Source organism: Mycolicibacter hiberniae (assembly GCF_010729485.1).
Taxonomy (GTDB): Bacteria; Actinomycetota; Actinomycetes; order Mycobacteriales; family Mycobacteriaceae; genus Mycobacterium; species Mycobacterium hiberniae.
This window is the reverse complement of record NZ_AP022609.1, coordinates 298,705-322,071: the sequence shown is the minus strand read 5'-3', so window position 1 is coordinate 322,071 and position 23,367 is coordinate 298,705. Positions and strand designations below refer to the sequence as shown.

Annotated in this window: 20 protein-coding genes; 5 read left to right on the top strand and 15 right to left on the bottom strand. The window is 69.9% G+C overall.

What is annotated here, in order from left to right:
- The first annotated feature begins 17 nt into the window (after positions 1–17).
- On the top strand, positions 18–836 hold the full coding sequence (locus G6N14_RS01570; RefSeq protein ID WP_085134996.1) for an LLM class F420-dependent oxidoreductase: 819 nt from the start codon (positions 18–20) through the stop codon (positions 834–836).
- On the opposite strand, the gene G6N14_RS01565 is transcribed toward G6N14_RS01570, so the two are convergent.
- The 6 genes from G6N14_RS01565 to G6N14_RS01540 all read right to left on the bottom strand — a co-directional run bounded on the left by G6N14_RS01565 (position 817) and on the right by G6N14_RS01540 (position 7,753).
- The gene (locus G6N14_RS01565) at positions 817–1,233 is read right to left on the bottom strand and encodes a hypothetical protein (protein WP_085134995.1); all 417 of its coding nucleotides are present in this window, start codon (positions 1,231–1,233) and stop codon (positions 817–819) included. The genes G6N14_RS01570 and G6N14_RS01565 overlap by 20 nt on opposite strands.
- Positions 1,234–1,327: 94 nt before the next feature.
- A complete protein-coding gene (locus tag G6N14_RS01560) occupies positions 1,328–1,765 on the bottom strand; it encodes a type II toxin-antitoxin system Rv0910 family toxin (RefSeq protein ID WP_085134994.1) in 438 nt (145 codons plus the stop codon).
- A 26-nt stretch (positions 1,766–1,791) separates the two neighbouring features.
- Complete coding sequence (locus tag G6N14_RS01555; protein ID WP_085134993.1) at positions 1,792–4,209, bottom strand: cation-translocating P-type ATPase; 2,418 nt, start codon at positions 4,207–4,209, stop codon at positions 1,792–1,794.
- Positions 4,206–5,774: a serine hydrolase gene (locus tag G6N14_RS01550; RefSeq protein WP_085134992.1), complete on the bottom strand. Its 1,569-nt coding sequence runs from the start codon at positions 5,772–5,774 to the stop codon at positions 4,206–4,208. The genes G6N14_RS01555 and G6N14_RS01550 overlap by 4 nt, the downstream gene beginning before the upstream one ends.
- A gap of 4 nt (positions 5,775–5,778) precedes the next feature.
- Positions 5,779–6,945, bottom strand: coding sequence for an MBL fold metallo-hydrolase (locus tag G6N14_RS01545; RefSeq protein WP_085134991.1), 1,167 nt, complete (start codon positions 6,943–6,945; stop codon positions 5,779–5,781).
- Positions 6,946–7,021: 76 nt separating this feature from the next.
- Entirely contained in the window at positions 7,022–7,753 is a 732-nt protein-coding gene (locus G6N14_RS01540; protein WP_085134990.1) for an enoyl-CoA hydratase, read from the bottom strand.
- A gap of 28 nt (positions 7,754–7,781) precedes the next feature.
- Between G6N14_RS01540 and G6N14_RS01535 the strand changes: the two genes are divergently transcribed.
- Entirely contained in the window at positions 7,782–9,260 is a 1,479-nt protein-coding gene (locus G6N14_RS01535) for an acetyl-coenzyme A carboxylase carboxyl transferase subunits beta/alpha (RefSeq protein ID WP_085134989.1), read from the top strand.
- A 26-nt stretch (positions 9,261–9,286) separates the two neighbouring features.
- On the opposite strand, the gene G6N14_RS01530 is transcribed toward G6N14_RS01535, so the two are convergent.
- From G6N14_RS01530 to G6N14_RS01520, 3 genes are all read right to left on the bottom strand, one after another.
- Positions 9,287–10,141: an EamA family transporter gene (locus G6N14_RS01530; protein WP_085134988.1), complete on the bottom strand. Its 855-nt coding sequence runs from the start codon at positions 10,139–10,141 to the stop codon at positions 9,287–9,289.
- Between the two features lie 166 nt (positions 10,142–10,307).
- The gene (locus G6N14_RS01525; RefSeq protein ID WP_234808845.1) at positions 10,308–12,110 is read right to left on the bottom strand and encodes an ABC transporter ATP-binding protein; all 1,803 of its coding nucleotides are present in this window, start codon (positions 12,108–12,110) and stop codon (positions 10,308–10,310) included.
- Positions 12,107–13,831 carry an ABC transporter ATP-binding protein gene (locus G6N14_RS01520; protein ID WP_234808857.1) on the bottom strand — a complete coding sequence of 575 codons (1,725 nt, stop codon included), beginning with the start codon at positions 13,829–13,831 and terminating at the stop codon, positions 12,107–12,109. The genes G6N14_RS01525 and G6N14_RS01520 overlap by 4 nt, the downstream gene beginning before the upstream one ends.
- 193 nt (positions 13,832–14,024) lie before the next feature.
- Here G6N14_RS01520 and G6N14_RS01515 point away from each other — a divergent pair, with 193 nt between their 5' ends.
- The gene (locus G6N14_RS01515) at positions 14,025–14,735 is read left to right on the top strand and encodes a response regulator transcription factor (protein ID WP_085128295.1); all 711 of its coding nucleotides are present in this window, start codon (positions 14,025–14,027) and stop codon (positions 14,733–14,735) included.
- 17 nt (positions 14,736–14,752) lie between these two features.
- The gene (locus G6N14_RS01510) at positions 14,753–16,087 is read left to right on the top strand and encodes a HAMP domain-containing sensor histidine kinase (protein ID WP_085135088.1); all 1,335 of its coding nucleotides are present in this window, start codon (positions 14,753–14,755) and stop codon (positions 16,085–16,087) included.
- Positions 16,088–16,097: 10 nt separating this feature from the next.
- Here the strand turns inward: G6N14_RS01510 and arfA are convergent, their stop codons facing one another.
- From arfA to pdxH, 5 genes are all read right to left on the bottom strand, one after another.
- The gene (gene arfA, locus G6N14_RS01505; protein ID WP_085134985.1) at positions 16,098–16,595 is read right to left on the bottom strand and encodes a channel-forming protein ArfA/OmpATb; all 498 of its coding nucleotides are present in this window, start codon (positions 16,593–16,595) and stop codon (positions 16,098–16,100) included.
- A complete protein-coding gene (locus tag G6N14_RS01500) occupies positions 16,596–16,964 on the bottom strand; it encodes an FKBP-type peptidyl-prolyl cis-trans isomerase (protein ID WP_085135087.1) in 369 nt (122 codons plus the stop codon). It abuts the gene before it with no gap.
- 5 nt (positions 16,965–16,969) lie between these two features.
- Positions 16,970–18,268, bottom strand: a complete 1,299-nt coding sequence (locus tag G6N14_RS01495; RefSeq protein WP_085134984.1) for a citrate synthase — start codon at positions 18,266–18,268, stop codon at positions 16,970–16,972.
- A 99-nt stretch (positions 18,269–18,367) separates the two neighbouring features.
- Positions 18,368–19,660 carry an MFS transporter gene (locus G6N14_RS01490; RefSeq protein WP_085135086.1) on the bottom strand — a complete coding sequence of 431 codons (1,293 nt, stop codon included), beginning with the start codon at positions 19,658–19,660 and terminating at the stop codon, positions 18,368–18,370.
- Between the two features lie 10 nt (positions 19,661–19,670).
- Positions 19,671–20,333: a pyridoxamine 5'-phosphate oxidase gene (gene pdxH / locus G6N14_RS01485; protein ID WP_264079960.1), complete on the bottom strand. Its 663-nt coding sequence runs from the start codon at positions 20,331–20,333 to the stop codon at positions 19,671–19,673.
- 84 nt (positions 20,334–20,417) lie between these two features.
- On the opposite strand from pdxH, the gene G6N14_RS01480 reads away from it, so the two are divergent.
- The gene (locus G6N14_RS01480; RefSeq protein ID WP_085134983.1) at positions 20,418–21,533 is read left to right on the top strand and encodes a citrate synthase 2; all 1,116 of its coding nucleotides are present in this window, start codon (positions 20,418–20,420) and stop codon (positions 21,531–21,533) included.
- A gap of 128 nt (positions 21,534–21,661) precedes the next feature.
- Here G6N14_RS01480 and G6N14_RS01475 read toward each other — a convergent pair whose 3' ends face one another.
- Positions 21,662–23,353: an FAD-dependent oxidoreductase gene (locus G6N14_RS01475; RefSeq protein ID WP_085134982.1), complete on the bottom strand. Its 1,692-nt coding sequence runs from the start codon at positions 23,351–23,353 to the stop codon at positions 21,662–21,664.
- Positions 23,354–23,367 lie beyond the last annotated feature (14 nt).

Below are 23,367 nucleotides of genomic sequence, written 5' to 3'. Positions count from 1 at the left end.
GGTTGAGGAGGATTCAGGTGCACAGACAGTTCCGCTTCGGCGTGGGCCTCAACCGGGTTCGCTCTGCGGCCGATCTCGCCGACACCGCTCGGCGGCTGGAAGGCTACGGCTTCGACGTCCTGCACGTGCCCGACCATCTCGGCGCCCCGGCCCCGTTCCCGGTGCTCGTCGCGGCCGCCGCGGCCACCTCGACGATCCGGCTGGGCACCTACGTCCTCAACGCCTGCTTCTACAAACCGGCGCTGCTGGCCCGCGATATCGCCGACACCGACCTGTTGTCGGACGGCCGGCTGGAGGTGGGCTTGGGTGCGGGTTACGTGCGCGCCGAGTTCGAGGCCGCCGAGCTGCCCTTTCCCGCCGCCGGCCGGCGGGTCGACTACCTCGAGCATGTGACGAGCTACCTGGCCACGCACCAGCCCGGTGTGCCCATCCTGATCGCCGGCAACGGCGACCGGCTGCTGTCGGTAGCGGCCCGCCATGCCGGCATCGTCGGGTTGACCGGAGCGCGGGTGCGCGACGCCGAGGATCCGCTGGCCGAGCGGGTCGGCTTCGTCCGCGCGGCGGCCGGCGACCGGTTCGACACCCTGGAGTTCAACCTGGCCATCACGGCGGTGCCGACCGGGCCGTCCGGGATACCCGATCTGTCGCTTACCCGCCGGTTCGCGCCGGCGTCGTCCGATGAGCAGCTGCTGGCCTCACCGGCCGTGTTGTCGGGATCGGTCCGCGACATGGCCGACGCCCTGCGTGAACTCCGCAGCCGGTACGGGATCAGCTACTTCACCGTCCAGCAGCAACACGCCCGGGCCTTCGCCGAGGTCATCGCCGCACTGCGATGACCAGCGCCCACAGCGAACACACCAGCGCGCCCGCCACGGCGACGGCGCCGATGTAGAGCCCATAGCCGGCGGCGATCGGAGCTACGACGTTCACGCGGTAGTACCACACGCCCAACGCAGCGATCGCCACGGTGTCCAGCAGCGCGGCAACCGCGGCCAGTCGGGTGAACAGCTCCCGGGCGACCATCGCGCCGGCCACCAGCAGGACGGAGGCCAGCAGCACGATCAGCTGGCCGACACCGAAGCGGGGCGGCAGCTCGATGGCGCCGGCACTGCCCCCGATCGCACTGGCATGCCCGCCACCGTGGGCCGTGGTGTGCAGCCACGGCAGCCAGGCACTGCCCGACAGAGTCGCCGCGCACAGCGCGATCAGCCAACCGGGTCGCGAGCGAGTCATGTTGTGACACTAGCCCGCATCGACCCGTACACCGACACCGTGGTCATGCCCCGCCGGCCGGCAACGCTTCGTGGCGAGCCGCCGCGCAACGGCATCAGTTGGGCGCGAACACCGTCACGAACCGGCGCAGCGACTCGTTGATGTCACTCTTGAGCGCGGCGGCCACCAGCATGCCGATCGGACCGAACAACGCCGGCCCGCCCAGGTGCACGTCGAAGCTGACCGTGGAGCCCTCGTCGGCCGGCGCCACCTTGGCGAGCAGCTTGATCTTCACCCCGCCCTTGCCGTCGCCGTTGAGGGTCATGCCGGTGGGCGGCTTGTAGTTCACGATCGTCCACGTGACCTTGTTGAGCATGCCCTTGACCTCGACGATCGACTCCAAGGTGGTGCCCTTGTCGAGAGTCTCGGGCAGTACGCTTCGCCACACCCGGTGAATGGTCAGCCACTCTTTGTAGCGGGACAGATCCGAGGCGTGCGTCCAGGCATCTTCGGGAGGCAGCGGGACGTCGATGGATCCGGAGAGCTTGGCCATGTCGTGCTTTCCCCTTGTGTCGCGGTTTATCGCTGGGTCATTGTGGTCGTTGCCGAGTCCCGCCACAACTTCGGCTGCTCACCGAGCATGCCGCCCCGTGCCCACCACATCGCTTCGATCACGGCGGCGCCGAGTACGCCGATGCCCAGCGCCAGCAGGGTCAGCGCCACATTGGAGGGATCCAGCAGGAACTTCTCCCGGGTCAGAGGCATCGCGAAGATCGCCACGTAGGCCAGTCCGCAGCTGATGACCAGCAACAGCCGCCACCACTGATAGGGCCGGGCCACCACCGCCAGCACCCATCCCGCCGTGACCAACAAGGTGATCAAGGCACTGGTGGAGGCCTGAATCTGCTGGACCGGCGTGGCTTCGCTGCCGCGGTAGGCCACCAGGTAGGACGAGAAGGTGGCGATGCCCACCACGATGCCTGCGGGCAGTGCCCCGCTCATCACCCGGCGCACGAATCCCGGGTGGGCCCGCTCGTTGTTGGGCGCCAGCGACAGGATGAACGCCGGGATCCCGATGGTGAACCACGCCGCGACGGTGACGTGGATCGGCTGGAAGGGGTAGAGCAACGGCTTGGTGCCGAACAGGGCCGATGCCAGCCCCACCAGCCCCACCAGCAGTGCCAGCAGCACCGAATACACCGTTTTGGTCAAGAACAGGTTGGCCACCCGCTCGATGTTGCCGATCACCCGGCGCCCCTCGCCCACCACGTAGGGCAAGGTGGCGAACTTGTTGTCCAGCAACACGATCTGGGCCACCGCGCGGGCCGCCGAACTCCCGGCGCCCATCGCGACGCCGATGTCGGCGTCCTTGAGTGCCAGCACGTCGTTGACACCGTCACCGGTCATCGCCACCGTGTGGTCACGTGACTGCAGTGCGTGCACCATGGCCCGCTTCTGGTCGGGGCGCACCCGGCCGAACACGGTGTGTTCCTCCAGGACGCCCGCCAGCCGGTCGGGCTCAGTGGGCAGTTTGCGGGCATCCACGGCATCTGCGGACAGCCCCAGCTCCGCAGCCACCGCGCCCACCGACATCGCGTTGTCCCCGGAGATAACCTTCACCGACACTTCCTGCGCGGCAAAGTAATCCAAGGTATCCCGGGCGTCGGGGCGCAGCTTCTGCTCGAGCACCACCAACGCCACCGGGGTCACGTTCCCGGGCGCGTCGGGGTGGTCGACCGACTGGTCGCAGGTTCCCACCAGAAGCACCCGAAGGCCGCGCGCCCCGATCTGTTCGGCTTGTTCGGCCGCCGCCGACGAAGGTTCGAGCAGCACGTCCGGAGCCCCGATCACCCAGTTCCCGTGCTCGTGGAAGGAGACGCCGCTCCACTTCGTCGCCGACTTGAAGGGCGCGCATGCGCTCTGCCTCCAGCCCGGCGATGTGGGGAACGCGCCACCGATCGCCTGGATGCTGGCGTTGGGGTGCGAGTCCGCGGCGGCCAGCGCGGCCAGCGCCTGGCGTACCGGAAGGCCTTCGGCGCCAGGAAGTTCGACAACCTCAGCGACCCGCATACCGTTCTCGGTCAGGGTGCCGGTCTTGTCGGCACAGACCACATCGACGCGGGCCAGCCCTTCGATGGCGGGCAGTTCCTGCACCAGACACTGGCGTTTCCCCAGTCGCACCACACCGACCGCGAACGCCAGCGACGTCATCAGCACCAGGCCCTCGGGGACCATCGGCACCAGGGCGCCCACCATCGCCAGCACCGACTCCCGCCAGCCCACGCCGGTGGTGAACAACTGCGTGTAGATGATCAGCAGGCCGGCCGGGATCAGCAGGTAGGTGATGAATTTCAGGATCTGATCGATGCCGCTGCGAAGCTCGGATCGCACCAGCGTGAACTTGCTGGCCTCCTCTGCCAACCTGGCCGCATAGGCTTCCCTGCCCACCCGGGTGGCCCGGTAGGCGGCGCTGCCGGACACCACGAAGCTGCCCGAGAGCACCTGTTCGCCGCCGTCTTTGCCGATCGGATCGTTCTCGCCGGTGAGCAGGGACTCGTCGACCTCCAGGCCTGCAGATTCGACGATCTCGCCGTCGACGACGATCTGATCCCCCGGCCCCAGTTCGATGATGTCGTCGAGCACCACCTGCGCGGGCAGGAGCTGCTGCGTCCCAGATTGCCTGCGCACCACCGGCTTCGCCTGACCGACGATGGCCAGCTTGTCCAAGGTCTGTTTGGCCCGGATCTCCTGCACCATGCCGATGACACTGTTGAAGAAGATCAGCAGCCCGAACAGCCCGTTGATCAGCGAGCCCGTGGTGAGCACGATGGCCAGCAGCACACCCAGGATGGCGTTGATCCGGGTGAACACATTGGCGCGAATGATCTCGCGGACGCTGCGTGCGGCCCGCGCCGGAATGTCGTTGGTCTGCCCCTGCGCGACGCGTTGGGCGACTTCAGCGTCGGTCAGGCCTTGGGCTGTTCGCGCGGCGGTCAACGGGTGAACCTTCCCAGCTCGTCGTGATCGAAGAATTCCAGCTCAAGGGCGTCCTTGGTGAACTCGGCCTTGGAAATGGTTCCCTCGGGCGCGTTTTCGCCCTGCACGGCGAACGTGAAGGTGTCACCGTCGTAGTGGGCCAGCCGGAAGCGTCGGCGTTGCGGTCCCAGCACGACCTCGAGTGCCCCCTGGTCCTCGCGCACGGTTGCCGGCCCCCAGTAGGGGTTGGCGTACGAGCCGACGTACTCGGACAACGGGCGGGCGGGCGCCGGATTCGCCGGCGGTTGCGCCCCGACCAGCGCGCCTTCGGGCTGCAACATCGGCGCCATCGCCTCGCGGTACAGCGCTGCCCAGTCCGAGCGGATCTCGCCGTACTGGACCAGGTCCAGGAATTGGGCGATCAGGGTCTCCGGGACGCCGATCGGGGTGGCGTTGGTCAGCACGACGATGCCGACGTCCTGGGACGGCAGCGCCGCGAACGCGGTCGCCGCCCCCAGCAGAAAGGCACCCGAGTGGCCGTACTGGGTACGCCCCGATGAGGTGATCGACACGTTGAAGCCCTCGCCGTAGAAGCCGGGCCGGGCCGTACCGACTCCAGCGGGGGCACTGACGATCTGCGCGGTGATGGCCGGCAGCAGCGCCTGGGCTTCGATGATTCGGCTGCCGTCATGGCTGCCGCCGGCCAGCACCATGGCCAGCCAACGCGCCATGTCGTTCACCGACGAACTGACCCCGCCGGCCGGGGACTGGGCATCGGGGTTGCGTTGATACCGGGGCTGGTAGCCGTTGCCGACCTTGACATGGGTTGCCGCGCGGTTGGGCTGCGCAACGAAGTCCGCGTAGCGGGAGCTGGTCGACGCCATCCCCAGTGGCCGGTACAACACGTCGGCCGACAGCTGCTCCCACCCGACGCCGGCGGCCGCGGCCACCGCCTCCGCGGCGGCCGTCACCCCGAAGTTGGTGTAGGCGTAGCTGCTGCGGAACGGGGCCAGCGGAAGATATTTGAGCCGCTCCAGCACCTCCCGGCGGCCGTACCCGAGGTCTTCGAGCCCATCGCCCGCATGGTCGGGCAAGCCCGACCGGTGCGCATACAGATCAGCGATGGTGAGGTGTTCGGTGACGTAGGGATCCGCCAGCTCAAACCACGGCAGCTGCGTCACCACGGGGGTGTCCCAGGCGACGGCCCCCGCACCGACCTGCTGCGCCACCACGGTGGCGCCGACCGATTTGGACAGCGACGCCAGCTGAAACACCGTGTCGGCGTTCACCGCATTGTCCGGCCCCGGCCTGCCGGTGTCGCGGACGCCGAATCCCCGCGCGTACACGGTCTTCCCGCCGTGCACGACTGCGACGGCCAGGCCGGGGATTCCGGTGCTGTCCAGCAGATCGCGCGCCAGCCCGTCGAGCCGGCCCACCGCGGCGTCGACCCGCCCGACCGGGATGTCGACGCCCGACACCTCGTTCGGCGGGGTTTCGGACAGCTCACGCGGGTTCGCCACCGGAACGCACGCGGTCAGAGCAACGGCCAATACGGCGGCCCCGACCGTGGCAGCCCACCTGATCATGGGGCTAGGACCTCCACCACGCCGTTGCGGGGGCCCCGGCTTGCACCCGGCCGCCGGTCCCCTGCGGCGGTCCCAGCTTCACCTCTCCTTCGTCGAGCCTCACTGAACCGCCGGGTTTGGGCACCGCCACCGTCACCCCGGCGGCGTCGGCAGCGGCGATCAGCCGTTCCACCGGCTCATCCCATCGGTGCGGCGCCAACCGGAACGTTCCCCAGTGAATCGGCACCAGCAGCCCGGGCTCCGAGCCGTTCAGATCGAGGTGCGCCCGGACCGCCTCCTCGGGGTTCATGTGGACGTCCGGCCAGGCGCTGTTATAGGCCCCGATCGGCAACAGCGTGAGATCGAACGGTCCATGGTCGGCACCGATGCGGGCAAAGCTGCCGGTGTAGCCGCTGTCGCCGCCGAAATAGACCCGGTGCTGTGGCCCGACGATCGCCCACGACGCCCACAGCGTCTGGTTGCGCGTGAAGAAACGCCCGGAGAAGTGCCGCGCCGGGGTGCAGGTCACGGTGAGATCGCCGAGCGTGGTGTGCTCGTCCCAGTCGAGTTCGATGACCCGCTGTGCCGGGATGCCCCAGGCCCGCAGGTGCGCCCCGACGCCCAGCGGCGCGACGAACGGTGCCCGCTGGCTGCGCGCGAGCGCGGTGACGGTGTCGATGTCGAGGTGGTCGTAGTGGTCGTGGCTGATCACGATCGCGTCGACCGCCGGCAGCGCCCCGATTCCCACCGGCGGCGGGTGCAGCCGTCGGGGCCCCACGGCGTCCGACGGCGAGCAGCGTTCGCTCCAGACCGGGTCGGTCAGGACCCGGTAGCCGTCGATCTCCACCAGCGCGGTCGCGTGGCCCAGCCAGGTGACGGCCAGCGGCGCGCCGTCGATCCCGAAGTCGGGCTCTTCAAGCGGTATCGGCGCGCCCGGCCGCCGTCCGTCGCGGTCGGCGAACAACTCGCGCAGTATCAGCCGCCGTTGTTCGAGGTCCATGTTGACCACCGAGGCGCGTTCCAGGTTGTGGAAGACGCCGTCGCGGTAGTGGCTCGACCGGCTGGCCACCGCATCGATGGCGCTGGGCGCCGCTCCCAGCGCGGCGGGCGTGCCGCGCAGGGCGCGCAGCGTCCAGCCGCCAGCGGCCAGGGATGCTGTTGCCCCCGCCAGTCGAAGTGCACCGCGCAGCATGCCGTCGAGTCTATGGCGCTGACCCGCATCCCCCGGTTCGGCCCGCGTTTGCCATCACCGCGTCGCGATCGCCGCGTCAGGCGCCCTGGAACTTCGGCGGCCGCTTCTGCACCCGCGCCACCTGGGCCTCGATGACGTCTTGGCTGCTCCAGGCCCGGTCGAACAGTTCCTTGTGGATCGGTTGCTGTTCCTCGTAGGCGCCGTCGTCGTTGAGCACCCGCTTGGCGTGCTGCAAGGCCAGTGGTGCCAGCCCGGCGATCTCATGTGCCCAGGCCTGCGCATCGGCGAGGGTGCCCAGCCGGTTGGCCATCCCGGTCAGCAGTGCCGTCTCGGCGGTCAGCTTCTCGGCGGTCAGCATCATCGCCCGCGCCCGGCCATAGCCGGCCAGCGTGGACAGCCGGCGGATGCTCCAGTTGTCCAGCGCCAGGCCGTACTTGGCCACCGGGAACTGGAAGTACGCCTCAGGCGCCACCACCCGCAGGTCGCAGACCATGGCCAACTGCAGGCCGGCGCCGATCGCCGCCCCGTTGATGGCACCGATCACCGGCACCGGTACGTCACTGATGCTCTGGTGCAGGGCGCGCAGCTTGTCGGGGTAGTCCGCGGCGAAGGCGTCGCCGGACAGGTCCGCGCCGGCGCAGAACACCGTGCCCTGCCCGGTCAGCACGATAGCCCGGACGTCGTGGTCGGCCGCGTCCACGATGGCCTCGCGCAGTTCCGTGACGAGCTGGGAATTGAGCGCGTTGCGCCGCTCCGGACGCTGCAATTCGATAGTGGTGACGGCTTCGTCGCGGGTAACACCGATCATGGCATCCCAGCCTAATTACGCTTTCGGTGTGAGCCGGACCGGGGCCGACGAACTACGCGACGCCGTATTGGACCGCGGCACGTTCCTCAGTTGGGACGCCGAGCCGCTGGCCATACCGGTCGGTGCCGGCTACGCCGCCGAGCTGGCCGCCGCCCGACGGGCCACCGGGCGCGACGAAGCGGTGCTCACCGGCGAAGGCCGGATCAATGGCCGGCGGGTGGCGGTGATCGCCAGCGACTTCGACTTCCTGGCCGGCTCGATCGGGGTGGCCGCCGCCGAGCGGATCACCGCCGCGATCCGGCGGGCCACCGCCGAGCGGCTGCCCGTGCTGGCGTCGCCCAGTTCGGGCGGCACCCGGATGCAGGAGGGCACCGTCGCGTTCCTGCAGATGGTCAAGATCGCCGCCGCGGTGCAACTGCACAAGCGGGCGCACCTGCCCTACCTCGTTTATCTGCGCCACCCCACCACCGGCGGGGTGTTCGCCTCCTGGGGTTCCCTGGGGCACGTCACCTTGGCCGAGCCCGGGGCGCTGGTGGGGTTTCTGGGCCCGCGCGTCTACGAACAGCTCTACGGCGCGCCGTTTCCGCCGGGCGTCCAGACCGCCGAGAATCTGCAGGCCCACGGCGTCATCGACGGCGTGATCCCGGTGAAGTGGTTGCGGCGCATCTGTGCGCGGGCGCTGAAGGTGCTGCTCGATGATCCGGGCCCGGCGCCGGCGAAGCCGGCCGCTGCGCCGATTCCCGACATCCCGGCGTGGGATTCGGTGTGCGCGTCGCGGCGTCCGGATCGGCCGGGGGCGGGGTTTCTGCTGCGGCACGGGGCCACCGAGCGGGTCTTCCTGTCGGGCACCGGCAGCACCGAACGCGGCGCCACCATCCTGCTGGCGCTGGCCCGCTTCGGCGGTCAGCCGGCGGTGGTCCTGGGGCAGCTCCGCGGCGCGGACCGCCTGACCGATCCGGTCGCGTTGCGCGACGCCCGCCGGGGCATGGCGCTGGCCGCGGGTCTGCGGCTGCCGCTGGTGCTGGTCATCGACACCCCGGGTCCTGCGCTGTCGGTGGAGGCCGAGCAGGGCGGCTTGGCGGGCCAGATCGCGGCGTGCCTGGCCGAGCTCGTCACGCTGGAGGTGCCGACGGTGTCGGTGCTGCTGGGTCAGGGCAGTGGCGGCCCGGCGTTGGCGATGGTGCCGGCCGATCGGGTGCTGGCCGCGCTGCACGGCTGGCTGGCGCCGCTGCCGCCCGAGGGGGCCAGCGCCATCGTGTTCCGCGACACGGGGCACGCCGCAGAGCTCTCCGCCGCCCAGGGCATCCGTTCGCAGGATCTGCAGCAGCACGGAATCGTGGACGTGATCGTGGGCGAGGACCCGGATGCCGCCGCGGAGCCGATCGCTTTCGCCAAGCGGATGTCGCGGGCCATCGCCGTGGAGCTGCACGCGCTGCGCGGGGTGCCCGCCGAGGAGCGGCTGGCGACCCGTCTGCAGCGCTATGGCCGCATCGGGTTGCCGGACTGATCGTCGAGACCGACGTGACAGCCGAGTTACCCGGTGATCATCGCGACCGCCACCGCGGCCAGAACCATCCCGGCCACCTGCCGCGGGCGCACCCGCTCCCGCAGCACCGCCACCGCCAAGACCACGGTGGCCGCCGGATACAGCGAGATCAGCACGCTGGCCAGGGACAACAACGAGAGCTGCAGAGCGAACAGCATGGTGACATTGGCGGCGGTGTCGAGCAGCGCGATCACGAAAGCCAGCCGCAGCGGCGTGCCGGTCGGCACCCGAAGGTTGCGGCTCAGCGCTGCGACCGCGATCACCAGCACGGTGGCCGCCCCCCGTGCGAACAGCAGCGGCCACAGGCCGGCGTCCGCGGGCGTGCGATCCAGGAAGACGAAGTTCAGCCCCAGCGCCACTCCCGATCCGATGGTCAGCCAGACCACCCCGCGGGTCAGGCCCTGCCGCACGGCGCCGCCGTCGCCGGCATGCCAGCTGATCAGCACCACCGCTCCCAGTGCCACCGCGATGCCCGCGCTGGCAAGCAACCCGGGCCGCTCGCCCAGAATCCGCCCGATACACACCGGGACGCTGGCGTCCACCACAGCGGCCAGCGGCGACACCACCGAGATCGGGCCGGCGGCCATGGCCGCGTAGAACGACCAGATCCCCAGCGCCTGGCTGAGGCCACCGAGCATGCCCAGGACCACGGCCGCCGTCGTGACCCGTCCGCCGCCGATCAGCGCGAGGATCCCCAGCATCACCATCGATACCGGGGTGGACACCAGGACAACGCGAAGCGCGGCGACCCGCCGGGACGCGACACCGCCCACGAAGTCGCTGATCCCGAAACTGGTCGCCGAAGCCAACGCCAAGCCCTGCGCTGCCGGCGAGCCGATCACGCCGCTACCTTGGCGGCCTCGGCAATCGTGGTGTCCTGAGCGTTCGATGTGACCGTCACGGCGGTGAGCCTAAGTGGGTGGCGAACCCGCGCACCGCGGCGTTTGCAAGATCTTTGCGGCCTACGGGCCGATCTTTGCACATCGTTGGATTCGAATTCGCCTGAATTTAATTTGCTGTCGGCGGCCCTGTCCCGGTGTTTTCCGCCAGGGACCGTAGCCAGGCGCTGTGCAGGGCCGCGTAGTGGCCCTCGGCCCGGATCAGCTCCCCCGGCGGCCCGTCCTCGACGATCCGCCCGCCTTCGATCACCAGGACCCGGTCGGCGATCTCGACCGTCGAGAGCCGATGGGCGATCACCAGGGCGGTCCGCCGGGCCAGCACGCTGCGCAGCGCCTGCTGCACCATCCGCTCGCCGGGGATGTCCAGCGCCGAGGTCGCCTCGTCGAGGATCAGCACCGCCGGGTCGGCGAGGAAGGCGCGGGCGAAAGCGACCAGCTGGCGTTGGCCGGCCGACAGTCGCCCGCCCCGTTGGGCGACCTCCGTGCCGTAGCCGTCCGGCAGCGCGGTGACGAACGCGTCCGCGCCCACGCTGCGCGCCGCAGCGGCCACCTGCGCGTCGGTCGCCTCGGGGCTGCCGAACCGGATGTTGTCCGCGACGGTCCCGGCGAACAGGAAGTTCTCCTGGGTGACCATCACCACGTGACGCCGCAGCGTCGCCTGGGTGAGCGCACGCAGGTCGACGCCGTCGAGTGTCACCGCTCCCGACACCGGGTCGTAGAACCGGGCGATCAGTTTGGCGATGGTGGACTTGCCGGCGCCGGTGTCGCCGACCAGCGCAACGGTCTGGCCGGCTGGGATGTGCAGCGACAACCCCGCCAGCACCGATCGGCGGTCGCGGTAGCCGAAATGCACATCGGTCAACGCGATCTCACCGCGTACCGGCTCGGGGAGGCGGGCCGTCTGCGGGGCGGGCGGATCGGTGACCGTGGGTGTTTCGGCGAGCACACCGGCCAGCTTCTGCAGCGCTGACGTCGCCGAGGAGAAGATGTTGAGGAACTGGCTGATGTCCTGCATCGGGTCGAAGAACATCCGCAGATACAGCAGGAACGCGGTGAACGTCCCGATCGTCATGTGCCCATGCAGGACCCGCCAGCCACCGTAGAGCAGCACCACCCCGGTGGTGAGGTTGCCGACCAGTTTGATGCCCGGACTGAAGATCGCAACGAGTTTGAACGCCTGCTCATTGACCGCGCGGTAGCGGTCGGCGATGTCGGCGAAGGCCTGCTGATTGCGGTCCTCGCAGCGGTAGGCCTGGACCGCCTTGATCCCGGTCATGGTCTCGGTGAACTTCACGATCACCCGGGCGGCCTGCTCGCGGACCGCGGTGTAGGTCTTGGCGGACTCGCCCTGGAACCAGCGCAGCAGCCCCACCAGCGCCGGGAAGGCGGTCAGACACATCAGGCCCAGGCGCCAGTCCAGGATGACGAGCAGCACCGCGGTGCCTGCCATCGTCAGCGCGGCACTGATCAGCCCGTCGAGCCCGGACTGCAGCAGCTCCTGGATCGCGTCGACGTCGTTGGTCAGCCGGCTCACCACGCGGCCCGAGGTGTAGCGCTCGTGGAACGCCACGTCCAGCTGCTGAAAATGCCGGAACACCCGCCGCCGCAACGCCAACAGCACCTGCTGGCCGATCCTGCCCGACCACTGCAGGAACACCAGCCGGGTGCCGGCCTGGGTGAGCACCACCAGGGCGAGCGCACCCACGATGACACCCAGCTCCCGGGTCGAGCCGTCCTGGGCGATCGGCGGGATACCCCGGTCGATACCCCGCTGCGCCAGCAGCGGCACCGCCAGCCGGGCGGCGTTTTCGACCACGACGGCCAACGCCAACAGCAGCGCCGCCGCACGGTGGGGACGCAACACCGACCACAGCAGCGCCCGCGCCGCCGCCCGGCTCGGCTCGGGCGTCACCGCCGCGCCCAGTCGATCAGGTGTTCGGCGCCGTCGTCGAGCTCGTCGTCGGCGGCCAGCAGCGAGCGGTAGCGCGGCACCCGGCCCAGCAGCTCGGCGTGGGTGCCGACGGCGGTGATGGTGCCGTCCTCGACCAGCGCCACCCGATCGGCCAGCGCCAGGGTGGACGCCCGGTTGGCCACCACCACCCCGGTGATCGGCGGGCGGTCCGGACCCGCGGCGCTGCCCAGCACCCCGCGCAGCGCGGCGGTCACGGCGGCCTCGGTGTGCACGTCCAGGGCGGACAGCGTGTCGTCGAGCACCAGGATGGTGGGCGCCGCAACCAGCGCCCGCGCCAGCGACAGCCGTTGACGCTGTCCGCCCGACAGGCTCATGCCCTGCTCCCCGATCCGGGTGTCCAGCCCGGCCGGCAGGTCGTAGACGAAATCCGCGGCGGCCACCGCCAGGGCGCGGGCCAGCTCCGCGTCGTCGGCGTCGGGCCGGCCCAGCCGCAGGTTCTCGGAAACCGACATCGAGAACAGGGTGGGGTCGTCGAAGGCGGTCACCACCGCCGTGCGCAACGCCGCCAGGGTCAGCGTCCGGATGTCGCGGCCGCCGATGAGGATCTGTCCCTCACCGACGTCGTAGAGGCGCGACAGCAGCATCGCCAGCACCGACTTGCCGGACCCGGTGGCGCCCACCAGGGCGACGGTCTCGCCCGGCTCGATCACCAGGTTGACGCCGCGCAGCACCCACGGCGCATCGGGTCCGGCCTGGTCGAAGCGGAACCCGACGTCGCGCAACTCCACCCGGCCCGACGGCGGCACCGGATCGTCGCCGCCGGTGATCTCCAGCGGCGCCCGGAATATCTCGGTGATGCGATCCGCGGCGGTCATCGCCTCGTGGGTGGCCGACAGTAGGAAGCCCAGCGCCGACAGCGGCCAGATGAGCGACAGCATCATCGTGATGAACGCGACCAGGGTGCCCATCGTGACCAGGTGGTGCCCTGCGGCGTAGGCGCCGAACGCCACCACCGAGATCAGGGTGAAATTCGGGATCACCTCCAGCAGCGTCCAGAACTTCGACGACACCCTCACCTTGGCGACGCCGAGGTCGCGCAGGGCGGTTGCCTGGTCATCGAAGCGCGCGAAGACGTAGTCCTCGCGTCCGAACGCCTTGATGGTGCGCAGGCCCGCGGCGGACTCCTCGACCGCGGTGGCCACCTGGCCGGCCTGGTCCTGCGCTTGGCGCGTCAGCCGGGTGTACTGACGCCGGAAGTGCTGCACGGCCAGCATCACCGGCACCAGCGAGGTGCACACCACCACGCCCAACGGCCAGTAGAGCACCAGCAGAATCACCGTCACGACCAGGATCTGCACGGTGTTGAGCAGCAAGAACAACGCGACGAACGACAGGAAGCGCCGCACCGCGGACAGATCGTTCATGATCCGCGACAACAACTGCCCGGACTGCCAGCGACCGTGGAAGGTCAGCGGCAGCACCTGCAGCCGGGCGAACAGGTCCGTGCGGATGTCGGCTTCCACGCCCATGGTGGCGTGCGCGATCAGCCAGCGCCGGACGAACCACAGCAGCGCCTCGGTGACCCCGAGCGCGGTCGCCGCCGTGCCCAGCACCCACAGCTCTGCCTGGTCGCGGTGCAGCACCGGCCCGTCGATCACAGCCTTGGTCATCAGCGGAATCACCACGGTGGCCACCAAGCCGAGCACGGCCACCGTCACCATCGTGATCCACCGTGCCCGGTAGGGGCGCAGATAGGGCAGCAGACTGCGCAGCGCCGAGGCCGAGGTCACGCAATCGACCCTAGAATGACCGCGGCCGCCACGGGGGGCGCGAGTGCGGCGCGGCGGCGGGCGCCGTGAAACTGATCGCAGGCGCATCCCGCGCTCGGCGCGCGCGTTCAGGCAAAATGGCGCCATGGACAACGGCGCCGCAGCCCCGGCATCACCCAAGGTATTGGTCGTCGACGACGACTCCGACGTACTCGCCTCGCTGGAACGCGGACTGCGACTGTCTGGATTCGAGGTGTCCACGGCGGCCGACGGCGCCGAGGCGTTGCGCAGCGCGAAGGAGACCCGACCCGACGCCATCGTCCTGGACATCAACATGCCGGTGCTCGACGGCGTGAGTGTCGTGACGGCGCTGCGGGCCATGGGCGACGACGTCCCGGTCTGTGTGCTGTCCGCGCGCAGCTCGGTCGACGACCGGGTTGCCGGGCTGGAGGCCGGCGCCGACGACTACCTGGTCAAACCGTTCGTGCTCGCCGAGCTGGTGGCCCGGGTCCGGGCGATGCTGCGGCGGCGGGGGTCGGCGGCCAGCTCCTCCTCCGAGACCATCACGGTGGGTCCCCTCGAGGTCGACATCCCGGGCCGGCGTGCCCGGGTCAAGGGTGTGGACGTGGACTTGACCAAGCGGGAGTTCGACCTGTTGGCTGTGCTGGCCGAACACAAGACCGCGGTGCTGTCGCGCGCGCAGCTGCTCGAGCTGGTCTGGGGCTACGACTTCGCCGCCGACACCAATGTGGTCGACGTGTTCATCGGCTATCTGCGGCGCAAACTCGAAGCCGGCGGCGCGCCGCGGCTGCTGCACACCGTTCGCGGTGTCGGCTTCGTCCTGCGAACACAGTGAAGGCCAGCGTGAACGTCATGAAGCTGCTCCGGCGTATCTTCGCCCGAACGCCGTCACTGCGGACCCGGGTGATGCTGGCCACGGCGATCGGCACCGCGATCGTGACGGTGATCATCGGCGCCATCGTGTGGGTCGGGATCACCAACGACCGCAAGTACTGGCTGGACCGGCGCCTCGACGAGGCCGCCGGGCTGACCGTGCCGCTGATCGGTCTGGGTGAACTGCCGCGGTCGGCCGGCACCACCGACGCGGTGATCACGCTGCGGCGCCCCAACGAGGTGACGTCGAACTCCGCGGTGGTGCTGCCGGAGCTCAAACCGGGCTACGCCGACACCGAGATCGACGGCGTGCGCTACCGGGTGCGGACCGTCGACATTCCCGGTCCGGGGCCACGGTCGCTGGCCGTGGGCGCCACCTACGACGCCACCCTTGCCGACACCAACAACCTGCACCGCCGGGTGATCCTGCTCTGCACGGCCGCGATCGGTGCGGCCGCGCTGCTGGGCTGGCTGTTGACGGCGTTCGCCGTGCGGCCCCTGCGCCGGCTGGCACAGCAGGCCCGGTCGATCGACGCAAGCGACGAACGGCCCGACATCGAGGTGCGCGGCGCCACCGAGGCGGTGGAGATCGCCGAGGCGATGCGCGGCATGTTGCAACGGATCTGGACCGAACAGGACCGGACCAAGGAGGCGCTGGCGTCGGCACGCGACTTCGCCGCCGTCTCCTCGCATGAGCTGCGCACTCCGCTGACCGCCATGCGGACCAACCTCGAAGTGCTGACCACCCTGGACCTGCCCGACGATCAGCGCAAGGAAGTGCTGCACGACGTCGTGCGGACCCAGACCCGGATCGAGGCGACGCTCTCGGCCCTGGAGCGGCTGGCGCAGGGCGAACTGTCCACCTCCGACGACCACGTGCCGGTCGACATCACCGACCTGCTCGACCGGGCGGCCCATGACGCGATGCGGGTGTTCCCCGACTTGAATGTGTCGCTGGTGCCGTCGCCCACCTGCATCATCGTCGGCCTTCCGGCGGGGCTGCGGCTGGCGGTGGACAACGCGATCGCCAACGCGGTCAAACACGGCAACGCCACCGAGGTGCAGTTGTCGGCGGTCACCTCCCGCGAGGGCGTGGAGATCGCCATCGATGACAACGGCGGCGGGGTTCCCGAAGACGAGCGCCACGTCGTCTTCGAGCGCTTCTCGCGCGGATCGACGGCTTCGCATTCGGGCTCCGGGCTGGGCCTGGCGCTGGTGGCCCAGCAAGCCGAACTGCACGGCGGCACGGCGTCCCTGCACGACAGCCCGCTGGGTGGGGCCCGCCTGCTGCTGCAGCTGCCGCCGCCGCGCTGAGCGCCGGCGATCAGTCGCCGGCGGGCCGGTCCGCGCGCTGCGAGCCGGTCGCGATGTCGTTGACGACGTGGTCGCGGCCCCAGGCGTCCTGTGCCGCGTCCCCGACGGCGGCGGCCTCCCCGGCAATGGCCGCGGTGCCGCCCAGCCGCACGGTGGCGCCGTCGAAAGCCACGGTGAAGTCGTCTATTGCCGCCGCCGCCTCGAAGACCGGGCCCACGCCCGACAGGTCGATGCTCGGCGCCGCGGGCGTCACCCCGAGTCGGTCGACGACGGTGAGGTCCTCACTGGAGCCGTACACCGCATCCAGCAGCGCACGCCGGGCTGCCGGATCGGCCACGTCGCCGGCCAGGGTGACCTCACTGCCCCGCCGGATCACCGCTACGGGTTCGGGGCGCCCCGCCGCGAGCTCGGGATCCGCGACGGGCTGGGGCGCACGCTGCAGCAGCCCGTATCCGATCGCGGCGAGCAGCGCCGTGGCCAGCGCCGTGGCGATCAGCCGAGCACGCACTCAGCGGGTGCCGAGGAGATCGATCACAAACACCAGGGTCTTGCCGGCCAGCGGGTGCCCGGTTCCGGCGGGGCCGTAGGCCAGCTCCGGCGGGATCACCAGCTGCCGGCGACCGCCGACCTGCATCCCGGGAATGCCGTCCTGCCAGCCGGCGATGAGGCCGTCCAGCGGAAACTCCAGCGATTCGCCGCGGTTCCAGGAGCTGTCGAACTCCGCGCCGGTGTCGTAGTCGACACCGAGGTAGTGCACGTTGACGAGCGCGCCGGGGGCGGCCGTGGCGCCGTCGCCGACGACGATGTCCTCGATGACCAGTTCGGTGGGTGCCGGGCCGGTCGGAACGGTGATCTGTGGCTTACCGGAATCGGACACGATGGTCACCGCCCGCCGATGCCGACGTAGTCGCGCTCGGTGGCGCCGGTGTACACCTGGCGGGGGCGGCCGATCTTGGAATCGCCCTCGTCGTGCATCTCGCGCCAGTGCGCAATCCAGCCGGGCAGCCGGCCCAGGGCGAACAGCACCGTGAACATCTGGGCCGGGAATCCGATCGCCCGGTAGATCAGGCCGGTGTAGAAGTCGACGTTCGGGTAGAGCTTGCGCTCGACGAAGTAGTCGTCGGTCAGCGCGGCCTCTTCGAGGTCCTTGGCGATGTTGAGCAGCTCGTCGTCACCGCCGAGCTTGCCGAGGATCTTGTCGGCCTGCTCCTTGACGATGCGCGCCCGCGGGTCGTAGTTCTTGTAGACCCGGTGGCCGAAGCCCATCAGCTTGACGCCGTCCTCGCGGTTCTTCACCTTGCGTACGAAGTCGGTGACGTTGCCGTTCTGCTCGTCGCGGATCTGCTCGAGCATCTCCAGCACCGCCTGGTTGGCGCCGCCGTGCAGCGGGCCCCACAGCGCGTTGATGCCGCCGGAGATCGAGGTGAACAGGTTGGCCCGCGACGAGCCCACCAGGCGCACCGTGGACGTCGAGCAGTTCTGCTCGTGGTCGGCGTGCAGGATGAACAGCATGTCCAGGGCCCGCACCACCTCGGGGTCGGCCTCGTAGGGCTCGGCGGGCAGGCCGAACGTCATCCGCAGGAAGTTCTCCACCAGGGAAAGCGAGTTGTCCGGGTACAGGAACGGCTGGCCGGACGACTTCTTGTAGGCGTAGGCGGCGATGGTGGGCAGCTTGCCCAGCAGCCGAATGGTCGACAGTTCGACCTGGTTGTTGTCGGAGGGGTCCAGCGAGTCCTGGTAGTAGGCACTCAGCGCGTTGACCACGCTGGACAGCACCGGCATGGGGTGGGCGTTGCGGGGGAAGCCGTCGAAGAACCGCTTCAGGTCCTCGTGCAGCATGGTGTGCCGCTGGATCCGGCCGGTGAACGCGGCCAGCTGCTCGGCGGTGGGCAGCTCGCCGTAGATCAGCAGGTAGCTGACCTCGATGAAGGTCGACTTCTCGGCCAGCTGCTCGATCGGGTAACCGCGGTAACGCAGGATGCCGGCGTCCCCGTCGATGTAGGTGATGGCGCTCTTGACCGGCGAGGTGTTGGCGTAGCCGTTGTCGAACGTGGTGTAGCCGGTCTTGGCCAGCAGCGAACCGATGGCAAGCGCGTCGGACCCCTCGGTCGCCTTGACGATCGGCAGTTCTAGCTCGCCGCCCGGATACCGGAGAGTGGCGGTGTCATCGGTTGCGGCCACAGGGAACCCCTTTGCGCTATTCGGCTGAACAGATAGAACGTGTATAGGAAAAGGTAGTCGGTTCTGGGCCAGCGCGCCCGCCCGGGGGCGGGGTATCTCCTATCGGTGATCCGGCAAGGATCGTTGCCTACCGTCGGCGGGCCGGCGATAGTGCAGAAAAGCCGGCGCTGCCAGCGCCGCAAGCAGCACGCCCAACACCACCAGAGCCCCACCGCCGGCGGCCGCCGCGGCGGTGCCCACCACTGCCCCGGCGGCGCCGTGCACGGCATCGGCAAGCCTTGGGCCGCCGGCCACGATCACGATGAACACCCCCTGCAGCCGGCCCCGGACCTCGTCGGAGGCGGCCTGCTGCAGCATGGTCGAACGAAACGCCGCCGAGACCATGTCTGCGGCGCCCCCAACCGCCAGGAACGCCAGCGCCACCCCCAGCACCGGGCCGGCATGGCCACCGGCGTGGGCGATGGCGAGCCCGAAGCCGACCATGGCCACCCCCCAGACCACGATGGCGGCGACCACGGCCAGGCCCTGCCGGGTGATCCGGGGCAACCAGCCCGAGAACACCCCGCCGAGCACGGCCCCGGCCGACATCGCCGCGGCCAGCAGGGCCATGGTGGTGCCGCCCTCGACCGGGCCGCCGAAGTTCACGCTCGCGATCTGGGGAAACAGCGCCCGCGGCATGCCGAGGACCATCGCGATCAGGTCCACGACGAACGACATCAGCACCACGGTGTTGCCGGCCAGGTGACGGAATCCGTCCAGCACGGCCGCGATCCCGAAGCCGGACGGCCCGGCCGATTCCGCCGGCGGCATCGGCGCCAGCCGGAATGTCGCCCAGATCGGGAAGATGCAGGCGGCCGCGTCGATCAGGTACAGCGTCGACAGGTCCACCCAGCCCAGCAACAGCCCGGCCAGCAGCGGCCCGATGATGGCGCCGAACTGCATGACGGTCATGTTGAGCGAGTTGGCGGCAGGCAGATCCCTGCCGGCCACCAACCGTGGAATCGCCGCGGATCTGGTCGGGGCGTTGACGGCGTAGAACCCCTGCTGCACGCCCAGCAGCACGAGCACCACCCAGACGTTGTCCACGCCGGCCGCGGCCTGCCACCACAGCAGCAGTGAGGCGCCCGCCAGCCCGCAGGAGGCGATGATCAGCAGCTTGCGGCGATCCATGGCGTCGGCCCAGGCACCGCCGAGCAGACCGAAGACGATCAGCGGCACCAGCGCGAACAGTCCGGACAACCCGACGTAGGCCGAGCTTCGGGTCAGCGCATAGATCTGCACCGGGACGGCGAAGATGGTGAGGTTCGCACCGATGACGGTCGGGATGCCGGCCAGCCACAATCGCCGGAAGTCGGGGCTGCGCAGCGGGGTGGTGTCGGCGAAAATCCTCACCGCAGCAGCCTCACGGCTGGAGCCGCTCCACCACCCCACCACCGGTCACCCGAATCCGGTTGTGCAACCGGCCTTCCCGGCCCTGCCAGAATTCCACCACTTCCGGGGCGATCCGGTAGCCGCGCCAGTTGGCCGGGGCGGGGATCGATTCGATGCCGGCGAACTGGGCCGTCACCGCGTCCAGTTGTGCCAGCAGTGCGGCACGCGATGCGATCGGTTGCGATTGCGCCGAGGCGCAGAAACCCAGCTGCGATGCCCGCGGGCGGTGTTCCCAGTACTGCGCGCTGACCGTCTCGTCGAGCTGGGTGACCGGTCCGCGAATGTGGAACTGCCGGCCCAGCTGGTACCAGGGGAACGTCGCTGCGGCGTAGGGGGTGGCGGCCAGTTCCGCGGCCTTGGCGGAATCGGAGTCGGTGAAGAAGGTCACACCGTTCTCGTCGAGGTTCTTGCACAGCACGGATCGGCTGACGGGGCGGCCCGCGTCGACGGTGGACAGCACCATGGCGTTGGGCTCGGCGATCCCGGCCCGCTCGGCATCGCCGATCCAATTGCGCAGCAGAACCTCCCAGCCCTCCTCGAGCCAGTCCACGTCGAGGTCGCCGCTGTTGTCCTTCTCCTGATACTCCACTCGCATCGCCGCCAGGTGCTCGTTGTCGGGGCCCGTACTGTGCACCGCCCAACGCTACGCCCGGCGCCCGCGCGGCGGCCTTACCGGCCGGTAGCAACGGCCGGTCAGCGGGGTGGAAGAATCCGGTGCATGACTGCTGCGGTCCCGGAGAATTTTGTCGCCGGCTTGGAAGGCACAGTGGCCTTCACCACCGAAATCGCCGAACCTGATAAGGATGGCGGCGCGCTGCGTTACCGCGGCGTCGACATCGAGGACCTTGCCGGCAAGGTCGGTTTCGGCGATGTGTGGGCCCTGCTGGTCGACGGCGACTTCAACCGCCCGCTCTCCCCTGCCGAACCGCTGGAGCTGCCGGTGCGCACCGGCGACGTCCGGGTCGACGCTCAGGCCGGGGTGGCGATGCTGGCCCCGCAGTGGGGTTTTCAGCCGTTGCTGGACACCGACGACGCCACCGCCCGCGACCAGCTCGCTCGCGCCTCGGTGATGGTGCTGTCCTATGTCGCCCAGTCGGCTCGCGGCCAGCAGGCCGCGGTGTCGCAGCAGACGATCGATTCGTGTTCCACCATCACCGAGCGGTTCATGACCCGCTGGCGCGGTGAGCCCGACCCGCGCCACACCGAGGCGATCGACGCCTACTGGGTCTCGGCGGCCGAGCACGGGATGAACGCCTCGACCTTCACCGCCCGCGTCATCGCCTCCACCGGAGCCGATGTCGGTGCGGCCCTGTCCGGGGCGATCGGCGCGATGAGCGGCCCCCTGCACGGCGGCGCGCCGGCCCGCGTCATTCCGATGATCGCCGAGGCGGAACGCACCGGTGATGCGCGCGCCGTGGTCAAGGGCATCCTGGACCGGCGCGAGAAGCTGATGGGTTTTGGGCACCGGGTGTACCGCGCGGAGGACCCCCGCGCCCGGGTGCTGCGGGCCACCGCCAAGCGACTGGACGCCCCGCGCTTCGAGGTGGCCGCGGCGCTGGAGCAGGCGGCGCTGACCGAACTTCGGGAGCGTCGCCCGGATCGGGCCATCGAGACCAACGTGGAGTTCTGGGCGGCGGTGATTCTGGACTTCGCCGAGGTGCCCCCCGCGATGATGCCGGCGATGTTCACCTGCGGCCGCACCGCGGGCTGGTGCGCCCACATCATGGAGCAGAAGCGGCTGGGCAAGCTGGTGCGCCCGTCGGCGATCTACGTCGGGCCCGCGCCGCGTAGCGCGGCTTCCGTTGCGGGCTGGGAACGCATCGCCTCCGCCTGACCGCCCCTCGCTGCGCCCCTCGCTGCGCCCCTCGCTGCGCCCCTCGCTGCGCCGAACGTGTAACCAGGCCGAGATTCTGCGCGGATTCCCGCCCTCAGTACACGCTCGGCGAAGCGCGAGTCGGTGGTTCAGCGCCGCCGCAACGCGCCGAGCAGGTTCTGCAGCAGCGGCAGGCTCGAGTGGTCCTTGACCTCGTCGAGCATGTCGGGGACCCGGGTGAACTTCACCCGCGGCCGGCCCTGGGCTTGTCCGCGCTCGACTTCGGCTTGGTCGATCGCCTTCCATCCGGCGGCGTCGATGACGTCGGGCTGGCGAGCATGCACCATCCGGGCCACCGCCCGCGGCCCGGCCACCGGCTCGGTCAGCAGGCCCGCGTTGTAGTCGGAGGCCAGCGTCTGGATGGTCTTGAGCGAGTCGGCCTTGTTGGAGCCGATGAAACCATTGGTGCCGCGCTTGATCCAGCCCGAGACATAGGCGCCCGGAACGCGCCGCCCGGTCGCCGGGTCGATGACGCGCCCGCCTTCGTTGGGGACCACGCCGGCCACGTCGTCGAAAGGCAGATCGGCGATGGGCGTGCCGTGGTAACCGATCGACGTCAGCACCATACCGGCGTCGATACGCCGCACCTGATCGGTCCCTGTGACCGTGAATTCCATTGCTTCACAACGGCTGTCGCCCAGCACTCGGGCCGGGGTCAGCCCGTAGGCGAACCGGATCCGGGGGCGGGTGACCGGCGCGCTGGCATCGCCCAGCTTGGCCAGTACCTCCAGCTTCTGGCGGGTCAACATGTCTTGGACCGTGGCCAGATCCTCGCGCACCCGGGCGTGGTCTTCGGCGTCGAGTACCACGTCGGCCACCTGCGTCAGCCCCACCAACTCGGGCAGGGTGAACGCAGAGGCGACAGGCCCGCGCCGAGCGACGATCACCACTTCCTGGACAGCCGAGTCACGCAGCGCCGCCAGCGCATAGTCGGCGATGTCGGTGTGGGCCAGCCGATCCGGGTCGGCGGTGAGGATGCGCGCCACGTCGAGGGCCACATTGCCGTTGCCCACGATCACCACCCGCTCGCCGCTGAGATCGACGGACAGCTCGGCGAAGTCCGGATGCCCGTTGTACCAGCCGACGATCTCGGTCGCCGTGCCCGTTCCGGGCAGCCCCATGCCGTCGATCTCCAGCCGCTTGTCGTGCAGCGCGCCGGAGGCGTAGAGCACGGCGTGGTGGTGCTGCAGCAGGTCGGCGTGGCTCAGATGTCTGCCCACCTCGACGTTGAGGAAGAACTGGAACCCCCGGCGCCGGGTGATCTGGTCGAACAGCCGGGTGGCGAGCTTAGTGCGCTGGTGGTCGGGTGCGACGCCGGCGCGCACCAGGCCGTAGGGGGTGGGCAGTTTTTCGAACATGTTCACCAGCACGCCCGGCTGGGTCAGCAGCTCGTCGGCGGCGTACATGGCCGCAGGGCCGGAACCGACGATGGCCACCGTCAGCGGATATTTGCCGCGCTGCGGCACCTCGGCGGCCGGCAGAACCGGAGCCAGTTTGGAGGTCGGCGGCAACTTCACGCCCGCGGGGCGTTCGGGGTAGAAGGACTTGTTGATCTCCACGAACGGCAGCTGCTCGCTGACCACCTTGGCGTGCGGGACGATCGCGTCGACCGGGCAGGCCCGCACGCAGGCCCCGCAGTCCACGCACGCATCCGGGTCGATGTAGAGCATCTCCGAGGTGGCGAAGCCCGGTTCGTCGGGCGTGGGGTGAATACAGTTGACCGGGCAGGCGAACACGCAGGACGCGTCGTTACAACACGCCTGGGTAATAACGTGTGGCATGGCGCGCGGCGCCG